The following is a 14,803-nucleotide window of genomic DNA, read 5'->3' as shown; positions in this document are numbered from 1 at the left end:
TGGCGTTCGACGGGTCCGCCCGTCGAGGCGGTGTTGGGCCGACGGGCTGACATTCGCGCGCCCGGCGCCACGGGCGACGCCGTACCGGGCATCAACCCCGCGTGGTTCCACCGCTGCCGGCACGGGGAAGGCCGAGGATGATCGACAGGCGCAGCTTCGGCAGAATCGCCGGCTCGGGAGTGGCCGGCGTGGTCCTGGCCGGAGTGTCCTCGGCGTGCTCGACTTCCCCGTCCACCGTGAGCAAGCCCGCGCCGGCCGTCCCGGCGGGCGGCAAGGAACGCCCCGACGCCGAGGCCTCGTTCGGCCCGTTGAAGCAGGTCACGGCGGGCGTCCTGAGCATCGGCTACGCGGAGGCCGGGCCGGCCGACGGCCCTGCGGTCGTGCTCCTGCACGGCTGGCCCTACGACATCCACAGCTACGTGGGCGTCGCGCCCCTGCTGGCGGCGAAGGGCTACCGGGTCGTCGTGCCCTACCTGCGTGGCCACGGGACGACACGATTCCTCGACCCCGCCACCCCGCGTGCCCCCCAGCAGTCGGCGTTCGCACTCGACATCGTCGCGCTCATGGACGCCCTGGGGATCAAGAGGGCGATCCTCGCCGGCTTCGACTGGGGCGCACGGACCGCCGACATCATCGCGGCGCTCTGGCCGGAACGGGTGAAGGGCCTGGTCTCCGTGACCGGCTACCTGATCACCAACCGGAAGGCCAACCGGCAGCCCCTTCCACCCAAGAGCGAATGGGCGTGGTGGTACCAGTACTACTTCGCCACGGACCGCGGCCGCCTCGGGCTGGAGCGCTACCGGAGCGACCTGGCCCGGCTGGTCTGGAAGTTCAACTCCCCGACCTGGGCCTTCGACGACGCCACCTTCGAGCGCACAGCGGCGGCGTTCGACAATCCGGACTACGTCACGATCGTGATCGGCAACTACCGCTGGCGGCTCGGACTGGTCGAGGGGGATCCACGGTACGACGCACTCGAGGCGCGCCTGGCGCGCGGACCTGTGATCACCGTCCCCACCATCACGCTGGACGGTGCGGTGGATCCCTTCACGCCGCCGGGCGACGGCTCCTCCTACCGCGCCAAGTTCACCGGCCCGTACGCGCACCGGACCCTGGACGGCATCGGCCACAACCTCCCGCAGGAGGCTCCCGCGGCATTCGCGCGGGCGGTGCTGGACGCCGACCGCATGTGACGTGAGGTCCGGGGTCATCGGAGGGCGACGAAGAGGCCCCCGCCGGCGGCCGGGGGGCCGTCGGCGGGGGCCGTTGTGCGGCGCGGGGACGCCTTACTTCTTGGGGGTCACCCGGAAGGAGCGGATGACCGTCTGGTCGACGGCGTTGCCGGCCTTGTCCTTGGCGGTGAGGCGGATGGAGGCGTAGCCGCCGGCCTTGGGCGTGGGCAGGGCGACGGTGCCGAGGTCGCCCTTGCGCTTGACCGTGAGGGTCTTCCAGGTCTTCCCGTCGTCGAAGGAGACCCGCAGGCCCAGCGAGGTGGTGGCCGCCTTGCCGCCGCGTTCGGCGGTGACGGTGAAGGTGTACGTCCGGCCGCCGGCGATGCCGCCGGAGCTGTTCACCGGGCCGTTGAGCCGGGCGTTGAGCAGCTGCTGCTCGGTCATCGTCGGGCTGCCCGGCCGCTCGGAGGTGAAGGTCCAGGTCGCGGAGGACTGGCTGCCCAGGGTCGACCAGCCCACCTTGCGGGTGCCGGTGGACTTCAGGGTGTAGGTGGCCTTCTCGTACGGGACGGCGGTCTGCAGCTGGCCCAGGGAGTCCAGCGAGGCGACCTTCACCCCGTTGCGGTACAGCGTCGACGAGCCCGTGGTGCCCCGGGCCTCGCCCGAGTAGGACGCCGTGTTCGCGGCGGCCGTGGAGAACAGACCGGGGGTGAGGTAGAGCGTGTCCTCAAGGCGCAGGGCGTCCAGCGACCGGGCGCGCAGCGGGACCTGGTTCCACACCCGGGTGTAGGTCTTGTTCGGCAGGAAGCGCGTGGTGCCCGCGAACTGGATCTCGTCGAAGCCGGCGGTGCCCTGGGCGCGCATGCCGAGCGTGCGGTCCCAGACGATCGCCGCGTCGTTGGTGTAGTAGCGGATCTGCTTGCCGGGGACCGGGATCTGGTTGCCGTCCACGAAGGTGACCGCGCCGTAGGTCGGGACCGGGGTGTCGATCCGGACGCCGAGCGGCTTGCCGCCCTGGCCGGCGTAGGTCTCCTCGACCCGGCCGAGCGCGTGGTCGTGGAGCCTGCGGGTGAGGGTGGAGGGGACCTTGCCCCTGGTGGTGACGGCGAGGTTGTAGGCGTAGGTCGAGGCCGGCTTGGTCAGGGTGCGGGGGAACGTGCCGCTCCACCGCTGGGTGGTGAGGAACCAGAACGGGTGGCTGGTGACCTTCGTGGTCGGGGTGGCGTAGATGCGGTCGCCGGGGAAGCCCATCACGAACTTCTGGGTCCCGTAGCGCCCGTCCGCGGTCATGGACGTGATGCTGGCGAAGATGCCCTCGTTCTTGGCCTGGCTCTTGTCGACGGTGAGGTCGACCTCCTTGGCGGTGCGGCCGTCGAGGGTGAGCGAGGTGTCGGCGGCGAGGTGGACGCCCGGCTCGGAGAAGAGGACCGAGGTGTGTGCCACGGGGTCGAACTTGTTCGCCGAGATGTCGTACTCGCTCTCGGGCAGCTGCATCGACGCCTTGCCGTCGGCGTCGGTGGTGACGCTGTACTGCAGGCCGGTGCGGGCGTCGAAGGCGTTGACGTAGGTGCCCTCGCCCACCGGCTTGCCGTCGAGGCCGAGGACCGTGAACGACAGCGCGTGGGTGAGCGGTTCGGCGTAGACGCCGAAGGCGTCGCGGACCGTGGTGGCGCCGTCGGCCGTGGTGGCGACGATCGAACCGCCGTAGGCGCCCGCCATCGCTCCGTCGACGGTGGCGGTGAGCGTGGCGGAGGCGGTGCCGCCGGCCGGGACGGTCACGGTGTCGGCCGACAGGGCGAAGGCACCGGCGGGCGCCTTCTGCCCCCGGGGCCCGTTCGCGTCGACGGACAGGTGCAGCGTGACGTCGGTGGCGCCGTCGTTGGTGTAGGTGACGGTGCCGGTCCTGGTGACGCTCTGGTGCGGGTAGTCGGCCTTGCCGAGGCTGATGTTGCCGGAGGTGGCGCGCACGGTCTGCACCGCGGCGCGGGCCACGTCCAGTCGTCCTGTGCCCTGGTCGTAGGCGGTCAGTCCGGGCAGGCCCTTGGCGGCGCTGGTGAGGGCGGACTTGAAGTCGGCGGCCTTCCAGCCCGGGTGCTCCTGGGCGAGCAGCGCCACCGCACCGGTGACGTGCGGGGTCGCCATCGAGGTGCCGGAGGCGGTGACATACGAGGCGCCGACCGGGTCGCCCATCGTGGTGCCCGCGGCGCGGGCCGCGGTGATGTCCGAGCCGGGGGCGACGATGTCCGGCTTCACGGCGAAGTCGCCGATGCGCGGGCCGCGGCTGGAGAAGTCGCTGAGAGCGTCCTGCTTGGTGGTGCTGCCCACGGTGAGCGCGGAGTCGGCGATGCCGGGGCTGCCCACGGTGCCGCCGAAGTAGTCGGCCGCGGGGGCCCCTTCGTTGCCGGCCGCGATCACGAACAGGGTGCCGTTCTCGGCGGTCAGCTTCTCGACCGCCTCGGTGAGCGGGTCCGTCTGCGCGTACGGGGGCGAGCCCAGGCTGAGGTTGACGGCCTTCGCGCCGGCCTCCGACGCCCAGGTCATGCCGTTGATGACGGCGTCGTCGGGGCAGAAGCCGTCGTCGGTGCAGACCTTGCCCACCAGCAGCTTGGCGTCGGGAGCGACGCCCTTGTACTTGCCGGCGGACGCGGCGCCGGTGCCCGCGATGATGGACGCGGTGTGGGTGCCGTGGCCGTGCCCGTCCAGCGGAGAGCCGGAACCCGTGAAGTCCATGGTCTGCCCGGCGCCGGCCTTGTCCTCGAGGTCCGGGTGGGTGGGGTCGTAGCCGGTGTCGAGGTCGGCGACGGTGACACCCTTGCCGGTGATGTGCACACCGTTGGAGTCCACGCTGTCCCAGACCTTGGGAGCGCCGATGATGGCGGTGCTCTCCGCGAGCGCCACCCGGCTGCGGCCGTTGAGCCACAGCTCGTTCAGCGGGCCGCGCAGCCCTTCCGGTCCGGTGACGAACTTCCAGAACGAGGCGGCGTCCCGCTTGGCCGGGGCGAAGCTGCCGCCGCCCAGCACGTCCAGGGTGCGGGTGATCCTGGCGCCGTGCTGCCGGATCGCGGCGCGTGCGCCGGCGGACTGCCCGCCGCGGCTGGAGTAGATCAGCGGAAACGTGGTGGTCGATGCGTCGTCGTAGCCCGCGTCGAGCTGCTCGGTGACGTCGAACAGGCGGGCGTCGAGCCTCCCGCCGGCCAGCAGGGCCTGCGCGTCCGAAGGCACCACCGAGATGTGGTGGTCGGATCCGTGCCACTCGTGCGACACCTGGAAGCCGATGTCGGTGCGGCCAGGACCGCGCTGCACGCTCACCGCCGGTACGCCGCCCGCGCCTTGGGCGACGGTCACCTTGTCACCGGTGATCAGCGTGACGGTGCGGACCGCCTTGACGCCGGCCGGTGCGGTGCCCACGGCGGGCGCCGCCGGGGTGGAAGGCTGGGATGCCTGTGCGGCGCCGGGAACGGCGCCCGCAAGGAGGCCGGCCAGCGCGGGGAGCAGCGCCCATCGGGCTTGTATATGCATCTACGACTACCCTTGGCCACCCGGGAGACCTGTAACACGGGCGGCGGACAGTGGAGCACCCGGCGGTTTCCGGGCACCCTGGAACACGGCCCGGGCAGGCTTGCGGCGTGAACGTTCACGGACCGCTGAGCTCGAACTCCTGGCCGAGTCCTTGGTCACGAGGGATGAGAAAACCACACCCGATCAAGGTTGCATAGGGATGTGTGTTTCCTATTGAAGAAATCGCGTCCCCAGGCCCTTCGGTGCCTCGCGCAATGCCCGGAGGAGAAGGCGGTCTTTGTCCGTATTCGGCTGTGCGCGCATTGGCCGCCATGTGCCGGGGACCCGATATCGCGCGGTGACTCCGAGGTGGGGACCGCCGGTCCGGCGCCGGCGGAATCCATTCCACCGCCCTCTTCAACAAAGCCTGGAGATAAGCGAGTTCGCGCAGCGCGAAGGAGTCCGGACATGAGGCGTGGCGAAGCCCCGGCGGGAACGCGGCGGCCGCCCGGCATCCTCGGAGGATGCTCGGGCGGCCGTGGTGGAGCGGTCGCGGGGCGGCTCAGCCGCGGGCGAATTCCAGGAGGTCGGCGTTGAACTTGCCGGCGTACACGGGGACCATCGCGAGGCCGTGCGGAGCGCCCGGGTAGACCTTGAACGTCGAATCCTTCACCAGCTTCGAGGATTTGTTGCCCGCGGCAACGATCGGCACGATCTGGTCGTCGTCGCCGTGCACAATCAGGGTCGGGACGTCGAACCGCTTGAGATCCTCGGTCAGATCGGTCTCGGAGAACGCTTTGACGCAGTCGTACGCGCTCTTGATCCCCACCTGCATCGACCACAGCCAGAACGCGTCACGCGTGCCCTGCGAGACGGTCGAGCCTTCGCGGTTGGCGCCGTAGAAGGTCTCGCTGAGGTCCCGGTAGAACTGCGAGCGGTCCTTGGCGACACCGGCCCTGATCTCGTCGAAGACCTCGATGGGCAGTCCCTCGGGGTTGGCCTCGGTCTTGAGCATCAGCGGCGGGATCGCACTGAGCAGGACGGCCTTCGCGACCCGTCCGGTGCCATGGCGGCCGATGTAGCGTGCCACCTCGCCGCCACCGGTGGAATGGCCGACGAGGATCGCCTCCCGCAGGTCCAGCGCCTCGATCAGCGACGCCAGATCGTCCGCGTAGGTGTCGAGGTCGTTCCCCTCCCACGGCTGCCCGGAGCGCCCGCCCCCGCGGCGGTCGTGGGCGATGGCGCGGAAGCCGTTGTCCGCCATGAAATTCAGCTGGGGATCCCATGCGTCGGCGGTCAGCGGCCAGCCGTGGCTGAACACGACGGGCTGCCCCGTTCCCCAGTCCTTGTAGAAGATCTCGGTTCCGTCTTGCGTCGTGATGAAGGGCACGGCACGGCTCCTTCCGATCGGCACGGGTCCGGAATTCGGCGCCGGACGGGGAATGCGGACGCCGCACCCCGCGACCGGCGGTGGACGTGCCGCGGAAATCCGAGGCGATCGGATCGAGCACGTCGGCTCATCCACGCTACCCAAGAAGCGCAACATCGGCGCGTCGCCCGAATCCGGACCAGGTGCCTTCAGAGCGGGGGACCGGGTCGCGCTCCGGCCTCACTTGCCGGCGGCTCCCGGGTGACGCAGCGACTCGAACGCGGCACGGAGTTCCCTGGTGAAGATGTCCGGCACTTCCCAGGCCGCGAAGTGACCGCCTTTTCGCGCCTTGTTGAAGTAGATGAGATCGTGGTACGCCTGCTTGGCCCAACTCAGCGGCGCCTGGTAGATCTCGCCCGGGAACACCGTGATGGCGGCCGGGAGGGAGACCGACACCGCGTTGAAGTTGTTGGCGTTGTTCTCCCAGTAGAGGCGGGCCGAGGAGACCGCGGTGTTGGTGACCCAGTAGAGCGTGATGTCGTCGAGCATCTCGTCGTTGGTCAGCACGCGCTCGGGGTCGCCGCCGCTGTCCGTCCACGCGGCGAACTTGTCGAACATCCAGGCGGCCAGTCCGGCCGGTGAGTCCGTCAGCCCGTATCCCACGGTCTGCGGGCGGGTGACCATCATGGCGGAGTAGCCGGAGCCCGTCTTGTAGAAGGTCGCGAGCTTGTCGTACGCGGCCCTCTCGTCGGTGGACAGGCCGGCCGGGGCCGGATCGCCGCAGGCGAGTTTCTTGGCGATGTCCGGTGGGACGGTGGCCGGGAAATTGACGTGGATGCCGAGCAGTCCCTTGGGACGCTGTACCGCCATGCGGTCCGAGATCACCGCTCCCCAGTCGCCGCCCTGGGATACGTAGTGCCGGTATCCCAGGCGCTCCATCAGCACGGCCCAGGCGCGTCCGATGCGGTCGGGGCCCCAGCCCGTGGTCGTCGGCCGCTCCGAGAAACCGTAACCGGGCATGGAGGGGATGACGAGGTGAAAGGCATCCTCCGCGCTTCCCCCATGGGCCGTGGGGTTGGTGAGCGGGTCGATCACCTTGAGGAATTCCAGGATGGAGCCCGGCCAGCCGTGGGTCAGGATCATCGGCAGCGCGTTCGGGTGGCGGGAGCGGATGTGGAGGAAGTGGATGTCGAGCCCGTCGATCTCGGTGAGGAACTGCGGCAGGGAATTGAGCTTCGCCTCGATCTTCCGCCAGTTGTAGGAGGTCGCCCAGTAGCGTGCGAGCTTGTGCATCGTCGCCAGCTGGACGCCCTGGGACTGGTCGTGGACCGTCTCACGGTCGGGCCACCGCGTCGCGACGATGCGCCGGTGGAGCTCGTCGAGATCCCTTTCCGGAACGTCGACGCGGAAGGGGCGCACACTCGCGCTTCCCTTCGCCGCGACCGGTTCCTTCCGGGAGAGCAGGCCGAAGGCCCCTGTGGTCGCCGCGGTCATCGCGGCGGCCGAGGTGAAAAGCACCTTCCGCCGAGAATGCCAGTGGGGGATTTCGGGCACGACAGATCTCCTTGGGCCATTCCGAGTGATTCCGGCGACGGCCTGGCAGACATCCGCCCGGGCGGGGCCGGTGACCGGCGGCAAAAGAGGCCGCTGTGCATGACGCGAGTGAGGTCACTCCCCGTCACGCTATTTTGCCGCGGGTGAGCCCGCAACGCGGGTCCCGCGAATGGCTGACGACGTCGATCCGGGCAGCGGCGTGCGTGTTGCGGGCGTTCGGAGAGCGTGTTGGGGTTCCTTCGCCGGGGTGCCGCACGGTCCGTGGGGCGGACGTCGGCTCGCGGCGCCGGCATCGTCATGCAGCCGGACGTCGAGGCGTTGCTGAACCGTCTGGGCGTGCCCGCGGAGGCGGTGAGCGTCGAACTGCACGAGCGCCGGCAACTCGATGTGCACGGCGAAGCGGTGCGCTACGAGGCTCACCAACATGCAACCGGTGTTCGACCTCCCCCCGCGGCGCATGGTGGCCGACCACGCGGCTCTCATCGGCGACGCGGCGGGCACGGTCCGGCCCCACACCGCGTCGGGGACGTCCAAGGCGTTCGGCGACGCCGCGGGACTGGCGACGGCTCTGCTCGGGTGGACCCCGGCGCAGCCGCTGCCCGCCGGGGCGCTGGAGCACTGGGAGGTGCGGCGGCTCGACCGGCTGATCACGCTGTCCGAGGCGGGTCTGGAGCCGGCGGCGGGCGCCGCACTGGGCGCGGGGGAGGGGAGCAGGTGCTTCGGCTCCGGCTGACGGAGGCGTGCCGGTGAGGGAAAGACGCCGATATGCCATGATTTTACCGATACCGGTATTCGTCATGACTTTGTTTTTTATGGACGTTGACGTTCATATTCCATGACATCTATTCGGGTATGTGATGTAAGACTCCTTTTCCTGAGAAGTGTCCCGGTCGATTTAGCATCGAGCGAAGTGAGGCGGTATTCCCGGTACATCAACTATGAGGTGACAGCATGCCCATCCCCGTATCCCAGGCCCTTGAAGAGCAGGGGCAGGCGGCTGCCGGCAAGGCCGCCGGGCTCCGCGAACCGGGCCGGTATCTGGTCAGCTCCATGCTGGCCGGGGCGTTCATAGGGGTTGCGGCGGTACTGCTGCTCGCGGTCGCGGGACCGCTGCTGGTCGCTTCGTCGCCGTACACGAAACTCATCGAGGGCCTGGTCTTCGGCGTGGGACTGACCCTGGCGGTCTTCGCCGGCGCCGAGTTGACCACCGGCAACATGATGACCGCGGTTCAAGGGGTGATCGTCCGGCGCATCACCGCGGCTGACGCGGGGGCGCTGATCATCGGATCGTTCGCCGGCAACCTCGTCGGCTCGGTCCTGTTCGCCTGGCTCGTCCACGGCAGTGGTGTGATCACCTCCGGCGGGGCCCCCGGGCACACCGCGCCGGCGCTCGCCCTGCTGGCGAGTCTGATCAAGGCGAAGGCGGCCGAGTCGGGAGCGGCGCTGTTCTTCCGCGGCGTGCTCTGCAACTTCCTGGTCTGCCTGGCCGTGTGGATGGCGGCGCGGACCAGGTCCGAGGGCGCCAAGCTGACCGTGATCTTCTGGTGCCTGCTGGCATTCGTCGGGTCGGGATTCGAGCACGTCGTGGCCAACATGACGTACTACACGCTCGGCATGTTCGAGCACGTGCCCGGAGCGACCGCGGCGGCCTTCGCCCGCAACCTCCTGCTGGTCGGCCTGGGCAACCTCGTCGGCGGCGGTCTGCTCGTCGGCGCCGCCTACGCCTTCGTGGGCCGTCGCACAGGGGCGAAGGCCGCCGGCCGGCCCTCCGACAGCGAGACGCCGGCGACGGTGTCCGCCTGAGCGGAAGCAACCGGTCGCCTTCCCGGCATGCCACGGAACCGCCCCTGCGCGCCGGGGCGGTTCCGTGGCGGGGTTTCGGGCAGGCGGAGGTTGTCCCTCAAGCGGACTGATCACCCGTCAGCTCACCGGGTGGAAGCCCGCCCCGGGAGCGGCAATTGCGTCCCCCGAACAGTTGAACGCCCGGCGCTTCCTCGTGAACGGCGAACGAAGCTCTATCGCGGAGGGTTACCGGTCGCACCACCCGCAACTTAGCCTCCCCACCATGTCCGACATCTCCCGCCGCAACCTCCTCGGCGCTCTCGCCGGTGGTACCGCGCTCTCCTTCCTGCCCCCGTCGCTCCTCCAGGCCATGGCCGCGCCGATGGCGCGCGGCGGCATGGACGCGATCGAGCACGTCATCGTGCTGATGCAGGAGAACCGCTCCTTCGACAACTACTACGGTGCGCTCAAGGGCGTTCGCGGCTTCGGTGACCGCACCCCGCTGCGCCTGCCCACCGGTGCCACGGTCTTCGAGCAGCCCCGGGCCGCCGGCGGTGCCGTCCTGCCGTTCTCCGCCCGGCAGGCCGCGCGCGACGCGGGCCGCCCCGAGAGCGACATCCAGTACCTGGGGTCGCTGCCGCACGGCTTCTCGGACGCCAACCAGGCCCGCGCGAACGGCTGGTGGAACGACTGGGTGGCCGCCAAGGGGCAGAGCACCATGGCCCACTACGACCGGCGGGACATCCCCCTCCAGTACGAGCTGGCCGACCGCTTCACCATCTGCGACTCCTACTTCTGCTCCGTGTACGGCTCGACCAACCCCAACCGCAACTACCTGTGGACCGGCACCACCGGTTACGAGCCGGACGGCGTCAACAGGGCCGTCACCAACGCCGCTTACGACTACAACCACGGCGGCTACGACTGGACGACCTACCCCGAGCGCCTGGAGGCGGCCGGGATCTCCTGGCAGATCTACCAGGAGTGGGACAACTTCACTGACAACGCTGTCGAGTACTTCCGGCCGTGGAAGGAGATCGGCCGGAAGATCCTCTCCAAGGTGAGCGGTCAGTTCGCCACCACCGAGCAGTTCTACGACAGCCTCTGGAACCGCACCCCCGCGGACCGGCAGGCGGCGCTCGCCCAGTTCCAGCAGGGCGTCGACGCGCTGAACGAGGCCGAGCGCCGGCTCTTCCTGCGCGGTGCCTACCGCTCCGAGCCGGACACCCTGATCACCCGGATGACGGAGGACATCCGCAACGGCTCGCTGCCCAAGGTGAGCTGGATCGTGCCCACGGCGGCGCTCTCCGAGCACCCCGGCTCCTCCACCCCGGTCGGCAGTGCCAACCTCATCTACGACCTGCTCGACGCCATCGCGAGCGACCGCGAGACCTGGTCGAAGACGGCGGTGTTCATCAACTTCGACGAGAACGACGGCTACTTCGACCACGTGCCCGCCCCCGTCGCGCCGAAGCCGGACTCCGGCAACAGCGACGACTGGTTCGGCGGCCGCCCGGTCGGCCCCGGCCCCCGCGTGCCGATGACCGTGGTCTCGCCGTGGACGACGGGCGGCTTCGTCTGCTCCGAGGCGTTCGACCACACCTCCGTGATCCGTTTCCTGGAGCGCTGGACCGGAGTGCAGGAGCCCAACATCAGTGCCTGGCGCCGCAGCGTCTTCGGCGACCTCACCTCCGCCTTCGACTTCAGCCACGGACGCAACCAGCCCGAGGTGGAGCAGCCCGGCCCCGTGCCGGCGCCGATCGGCCGCTGGAACCCCGTCCCGCCGAAGGAGCAGGCGCTGCCCGAGCAGGAAGAGGGCACCCGGCCCACCCGTCCGTCGCCGTACCGCCTCTCGCTGCGCTCCGAGGTCGCCGACGCGCCCACGAGCGGCGTCCGGCTGAGCCTCGGCAACACCGGCACGGCGGCCGCCACGATCACCGCCTACCCCGGCGACGGCGGAGCCCCGCAGACCTGGACGGTCGCCGCCGGCGAGACCGCCACCGGCACGGTCACCTACGGGACCGACGGCTACGACCTCCAGGTACGCGGCCCCGGCTGGGCCCTGTGGGAGCTGCGCGGCGCGGGCGTCGGCGCAGAGGCGTACCTGGCCGACGAGACCGGAACGGGCCCGGTCCTGGTCCGGTGCAGCAACCCTTCCTCGACGACACGGACGCTGCTCGTGGGGGAGTCGGTCTACCCGCGCAACGCCAATGACGAGATCCGCACCGTCACCCTCGCGCCCGGCCAGACGCGGACCGTGTCGATCCACCCCTCGCACCACGGCTGGTACGACATCGTGGTCGTCGACCTGGACGACCCGCGCTTCCTGCGCCGCATGACCGGCCACCAGTCCGACGGCAAGGACGGCGTCACCGACCCGGCCACCGGTACGGTCCCGGCGCTGAGCGCGGCGATCACGCTCCCCGCGCCGCTGCCCTCCCTGGACACCCCGCTCGCGCAGGGCAGCCCGGCCGAGGTCGTCGTCACCGTGACGAACCAGAGCGCGGCCGCACTGACCGGCCTCGCGGTCGCCCTGCTCGGGCCCGCCGACTGGACGCTCCAGCCGTCGGGAGCCGCGCCGAAGTCCCTGGCCGCCGGCGCCTCCGCCGACGTCCGCTTCACCGTCACCCCGGCCGCGGACGCCACGGCGGGCAGCCTGGTCGTCGCGGCGCACGCCGACGGCGAGGGCCTGCTGAAGGCCGCCGACGCGCGCGTGCGGACCAAGGTCGCGCCCGCCATGAGCGTGGCCCTGGCCGGCCCGGCGAGCTCGCCCAAGACCGACGGCACCGTACTGTCGCCGGGCAAGCCGCTCACCGTCACCGCGACCGTCACCAACGCCGGCAGCGCCCCGCTCACCGGACTGGCGTCGACGCTCGAACTGCCGAACGGCTGGCAGGCCACCGCGGCGGCTGGCGCGCCGACTTCGGTGCCGGCGCGTTCGTCGGCCGCCCTCTCCTGGGACGTCGTCGCCCCGGCCACGGCGGCGCGGGCCTCCGCCACCCTCCAGGCCACCGTCACGGCGAACCTGGCGGGCCGGAGCAAGGAGCAGACCGCGTCGCTGACCGCCAAGGTCGGCCCCGTCATGACCGGCCTGCTGCTTGCCGAGGACTTCGAATCCGTCGCCCCGTCCCTGGCCGCGGCCGCGGACCTCAGCCGGCCCGGCCTGCTGGGCTGGACGCGGACCGCGCCCGAGGGCTGGACGATCACCAACGCTCCGGGCATGCCGCAGGGCACCCGGGAACTGCAGGGATGGTCGTTCCTCTCCAAGCAGTTCTGGTTCCCGGCCGGGCAGGACCGCGCGAACTTCACCCGCGGGCTCGGAATCGTCGCCGTCGCCGACCCCGACGACTGGGACGACACCGGCAGCCCGTCCGGCCGCGGACGGTTCGACTCGACGCTGACGACCCCCGCGGTCGCCATCCCCGCGGGCACCCCGACGCTGCACCTCGGCTTCGACACCCACTACCGCCAGGAGAGCCCGCAGGAGGCCGAGGTCACCGTCGAGTTCGACACCGGCCAGAAGTCCCGCGTGCTGTACTACTCCAGCGCGACCTCCGGAAACACCAACCGCGGCCAGGACCAGCAGAACCGCCTGGTCGACCTCCCCGTCGCCGTCCCGTCCGGGGCGACTTCGGTCAAGGTGAACTTCCGCATCTTCAACGCGGGCAACAACTGGTTCTGGGCCATCGACAACGTCCGCCTGGGCACCGGCCCGATCGCCGACGCGTGATGCGCGTGCCCGCGCGGGGACCCGCCCGTCCCCGCGCGGGCACGTCCTCGGGGCGGGTGCCGCGGTACGTCAGCGCGTGGTGAGGCAGAAGGGATGGCCGGCCGGGTCGATGAGGACCCGCCACCGGTCGGCGTCGGGCTGGTACTCCGGCCTGGTCGCGCCCAACCCCAGCAGTACGTCCTCGGCTTCGTCGAGGTCGTCGACATGGAAGTCGAAGTGGGCCTGCTGGGGCATGGTTTGGCCCGGCCAGCTCGGTGCCCGGTAGTCGTCGACCCGCTGGAAGCCGAGGAAGAACCCGTCCTCGCGGGTGAGGCCGGCGAAGTCGCCGTCGGATGCGGGGTGGAGTTCGAGCCCGGTGGCCTGCTGGTAGAACGCGGCCAGGGCCTCGGGATCGGCGCAGTCGAGTGTGACCGCCGTCAGCCTCATCTGCAGGGGCATGGCACCTCCGGAAGAGCCGTCGTCCGCGCGTGCGAACCGGTGCGGCTCGTACCGTAGCAGCGTGCCGGCGCCCGCCGGCGGGCGGTCAGGGGCCGGGCGGATCACGGCCCCTGACTGGCCGTCGGGTCGGCTGGGCGAGACCTTCGTTCAGCCCCGGGCGAGCAGTTCGAGCGTGTCGACGACGCGGTTGGAGAAGCCCCACTCGTTGTCGTACCAGGCCACCACCTTGACGTGCTTGCCGTCGACGCGGGTGAGGGCGGAGTCGAAGATCGCCGACGCCGGCTGGCCGGTGATGTCGCTGGAGACCAGCGGCTTGTCGGTGTATTCGAGGATGCCCTTGAGCTTGCCGTCTGCGGCGGCGCGGTAGGCCGCGAGCACGTCGTCGCGGCTGACCTCGCGGGAGACGGTGGTGTTGAGTTCCACGATCGAGCCCACCGGGACCGGCACGCGGATGGAGTCGCCCGACAGCTTCCCCGCGAGGTTCGGCAGCACCAGGCCGATGGCCTTGGCGGCCCCGGTGGTGGTCGGGACGATGTTGACGCCGGCGGCGCGGGCGCGGCGCAGGTCGCGGTGGGGGCCGTCCTGGAGGTTCTGCTCCTGGGTGTAGGCGTGCACCGTGGTCATGAAGCCGTGCTCGATGCCGGCCAGGTCGTCCAGCACGGACGCCAGGGGGGCCAACGCGTTCGTCGTGCACGAGGCGTTGGAGACGATCACGTGCGCGGCGGGGTCGTAGACCTCGGTGTTCACCCCGTAGGCGAGCGTGACGTCGGCGCCGTCCGAGGGGGCACTCACCAGCACGCGCTTCGCGCCGGCGTCGATGTGCGCGCGGGCGGCGTTCGCCGCGGTGAAGCGGCCCGTGGACTCGAGCACGATGTCGACGCCGAGTTCGGCCCAGGGCAGCTTGGCGGGCTCGCGCTCGGCGAGCACCTTGATGCGGCGGCCGTCGACCACGAGATCGGTCCCGTCGACCTCGACGGAGCGGCCGAAGCGGCCGAGCGAGCTGTCGAACGCGAGCAGGTGCGCGAGGGTGTCGGGGGCGGTGAGGTCGTTGATGGCGACGACTTCGAGGTCGGTCTGGCGTTCCAGCAGGGCGCGAAGGGTGTTGCGTCCGATGCGGCCGAATCCGTTGACGGCGATGCGGGTCATGAAGGTGCCTTTCGTGTCGTCCTGTCACGTCCATCGTCGGCATCGGGACGCCGGGCCGACAGTGGCTCGAATGACACCGTGCGCAAGGATCCCGCCACATGTCATGGGCGCCCG

General features: G+C 70.6%; 9 protein-coding genes. 4 read left to right on the top strand and 5 right to left on the bottom strand.

Annotated elements, in window-relative coordinates; genetic code table 11:
• The first annotated feature begins 137 nt into the window (after positions 1-137).
• Positions 138-1,193 (top strand): alpha/beta fold hydrolase, encoded by a 1,056-nt coding sequence (locus ACFWVC_RS20400; protein WP_384287533.1) that lies wholly within the window; start codon positions 138-140, stop codon positions 1,191-1,193.
• A 93-nt stretch (positions 1,194-1,286) separates the two neighbouring features.
• On the opposite strand, the gene ACFWVC_RS20395 is transcribed toward ACFWVC_RS20400, so the two are convergent.
• The 3 genes from ACFWVC_RS20395 to ACFWVC_RS20385 form a co-directional block, all read right to left on the bottom strand.
• Positions 1,287-4,691, bottom strand: a complete 3,405-nt coding sequence (locus tag ACFWVC_RS20395; RefSeq protein WP_384287530.1) for a S8 family serine peptidase — start codon at positions 4,689-4,691, stop codon at positions 1,287-1,289.
• A gap of 541 nt (positions 4,692-5,232) precedes the next feature.
• Positions 5,233-6,060 (bottom strand): alpha/beta fold hydrolase, encoded by an 828-nt coding sequence (locus ACFWVC_RS20390; RefSeq protein ID WP_384287528.1) that lies wholly within the window; start codon positions 6,058-6,060, stop codon positions 5,233-5,235.
• Between the two features lie 219 nt (positions 6,061-6,279).
• Positions 6,280-7,593, bottom strand: coding sequence for an epoxide hydrolase family protein (locus tag ACFWVC_RS20385; RefSeq protein WP_384287525.1), 1,314 nt, complete (start codon positions 7,591-7,593; stop codon positions 6,280-6,282).
• Between the two features lie 433 nt (positions 7,594-8,026).
• Here ACFWVC_RS20385 and ACFWVC_RS20380 point away from each other — a divergent pair, with 433 nt between their 5' ends.
• The 3 genes from ACFWVC_RS20380 (at position 8,027) to ACFWVC_RS20370 (ending at position 13,105) form a co-directional block, all read left to right on the top strand.
• On the top strand, positions 8,027-8,326 hold the full coding sequence (locus ACFWVC_RS20380) for a hypothetical protein (protein WP_384287523.1): 300 nt from the start codon (positions 8,027-8,029) through the stop codon (positions 8,324-8,326).
• A 218-nt stretch (positions 8,327-8,544) separates the two neighbouring features.
• Positions 8,545-9,396, top strand: a complete 852-nt coding sequence (locus ACFWVC_RS20375; protein WP_384287521.1) for a formate/nitrite transporter family protein — start codon at positions 8,545-8,547, stop codon at positions 9,394-9,396.
• Positions 9,397-9,658: 262 nt separating this feature from the next.
• Entirely contained in the window at positions 9,659-13,105 is a 3,447-nt protein-coding gene (locus tag ACFWVC_RS20370) for a phosphocholine-specific phospholipase C (protein ID WP_384287519.1), read from the top strand.
• 69 nt (positions 13,106-13,174) lie between these two features.
• On the opposite strand, the gene ACFWVC_RS20365 is transcribed toward ACFWVC_RS20370, so the two are convergent.
• Together ACFWVC_RS20365 and gap are read right to left on the bottom strand one after the other, a co-directional pair.
• Complete coding sequence (locus ACFWVC_RS20365; RefSeq protein WP_384287517.1) at positions 13,175-13,543, bottom strand: VOC family protein; 369 nt, start codon at positions 13,541-13,543, stop codon at positions 13,175-13,177.
• A gap of 147 nt (positions 13,544-13,690) precedes the next feature.
• Entirely contained in the window at positions 13,691-14,689 is a 999-nt protein-coding gene (gap, locus tag ACFWVC_RS20360) for a type I glyceraldehyde-3-phosphate dehydrogenase (RefSeq protein ID WP_384287515.1), read from the bottom strand.
• Between the last annotated feature and the right edge of the window lie 114 nt (positions 14,690-14,803).

The organism is Streptomyces sp. NPDC058691 (assembly GCF_042714775.1).
Lineage (GTDB): Bacteria > Actinomycetota > Actinomycetes > Streptomycetales > Streptomycetaceae > Actinacidiphila.
This window is presented reverse-complemented; position numbering and strand designations above follow the sequence as displayed.

What these genes read in the sequence shown, in the direction of transcription:
- ACFWVC_RS20400 (WP_384287533.1), top strand. Translation starts at nt 138, where the DNA reads ATGATCGACAGGCGCAGCTTCGGCAGAATCGCCGGCTCGGGAGTGGCC.
- ACFWVC_RS20395 (WP_384287530.1), bottom strand. Translation starts at nt 4,691, where the DNA reads ATGCATATACAAGCCCGATGGGCGCTGCTCCCCGCGCTGGCCGGCCTC.
- ACFWVC_RS20375 (WP_384287521.1), top strand. Translation starts at nt 8,545, where the DNA reads ATGCCCATCCCCGTATCCCAGGCCCTTGAAGAGCAGGGGCAGGCGGCT.
- ACFWVC_RS20370 (WP_384287519.1), top strand. Translation starts at nt 9,659, where the DNA reads ATGTCCGACATCTCCCGCCGCAACCTCCTCGGCGCTCTCGCCGGTGGT.
- ACFWVC_RS20365 (WP_384287517.1), bottom strand. Translation starts at nt 13,543, where the DNA reads ATGCCCCTGCAGATGAGGCTGACGGCGGTCACACTCGACTGCGCCGAT.
- gap (WP_384287515.1), bottom strand. Translation starts at nt 14,689, where the DNA reads ATGACCCGCATCGCCGTCAACGGATTCGGCCGCATCGGACGCAACACC.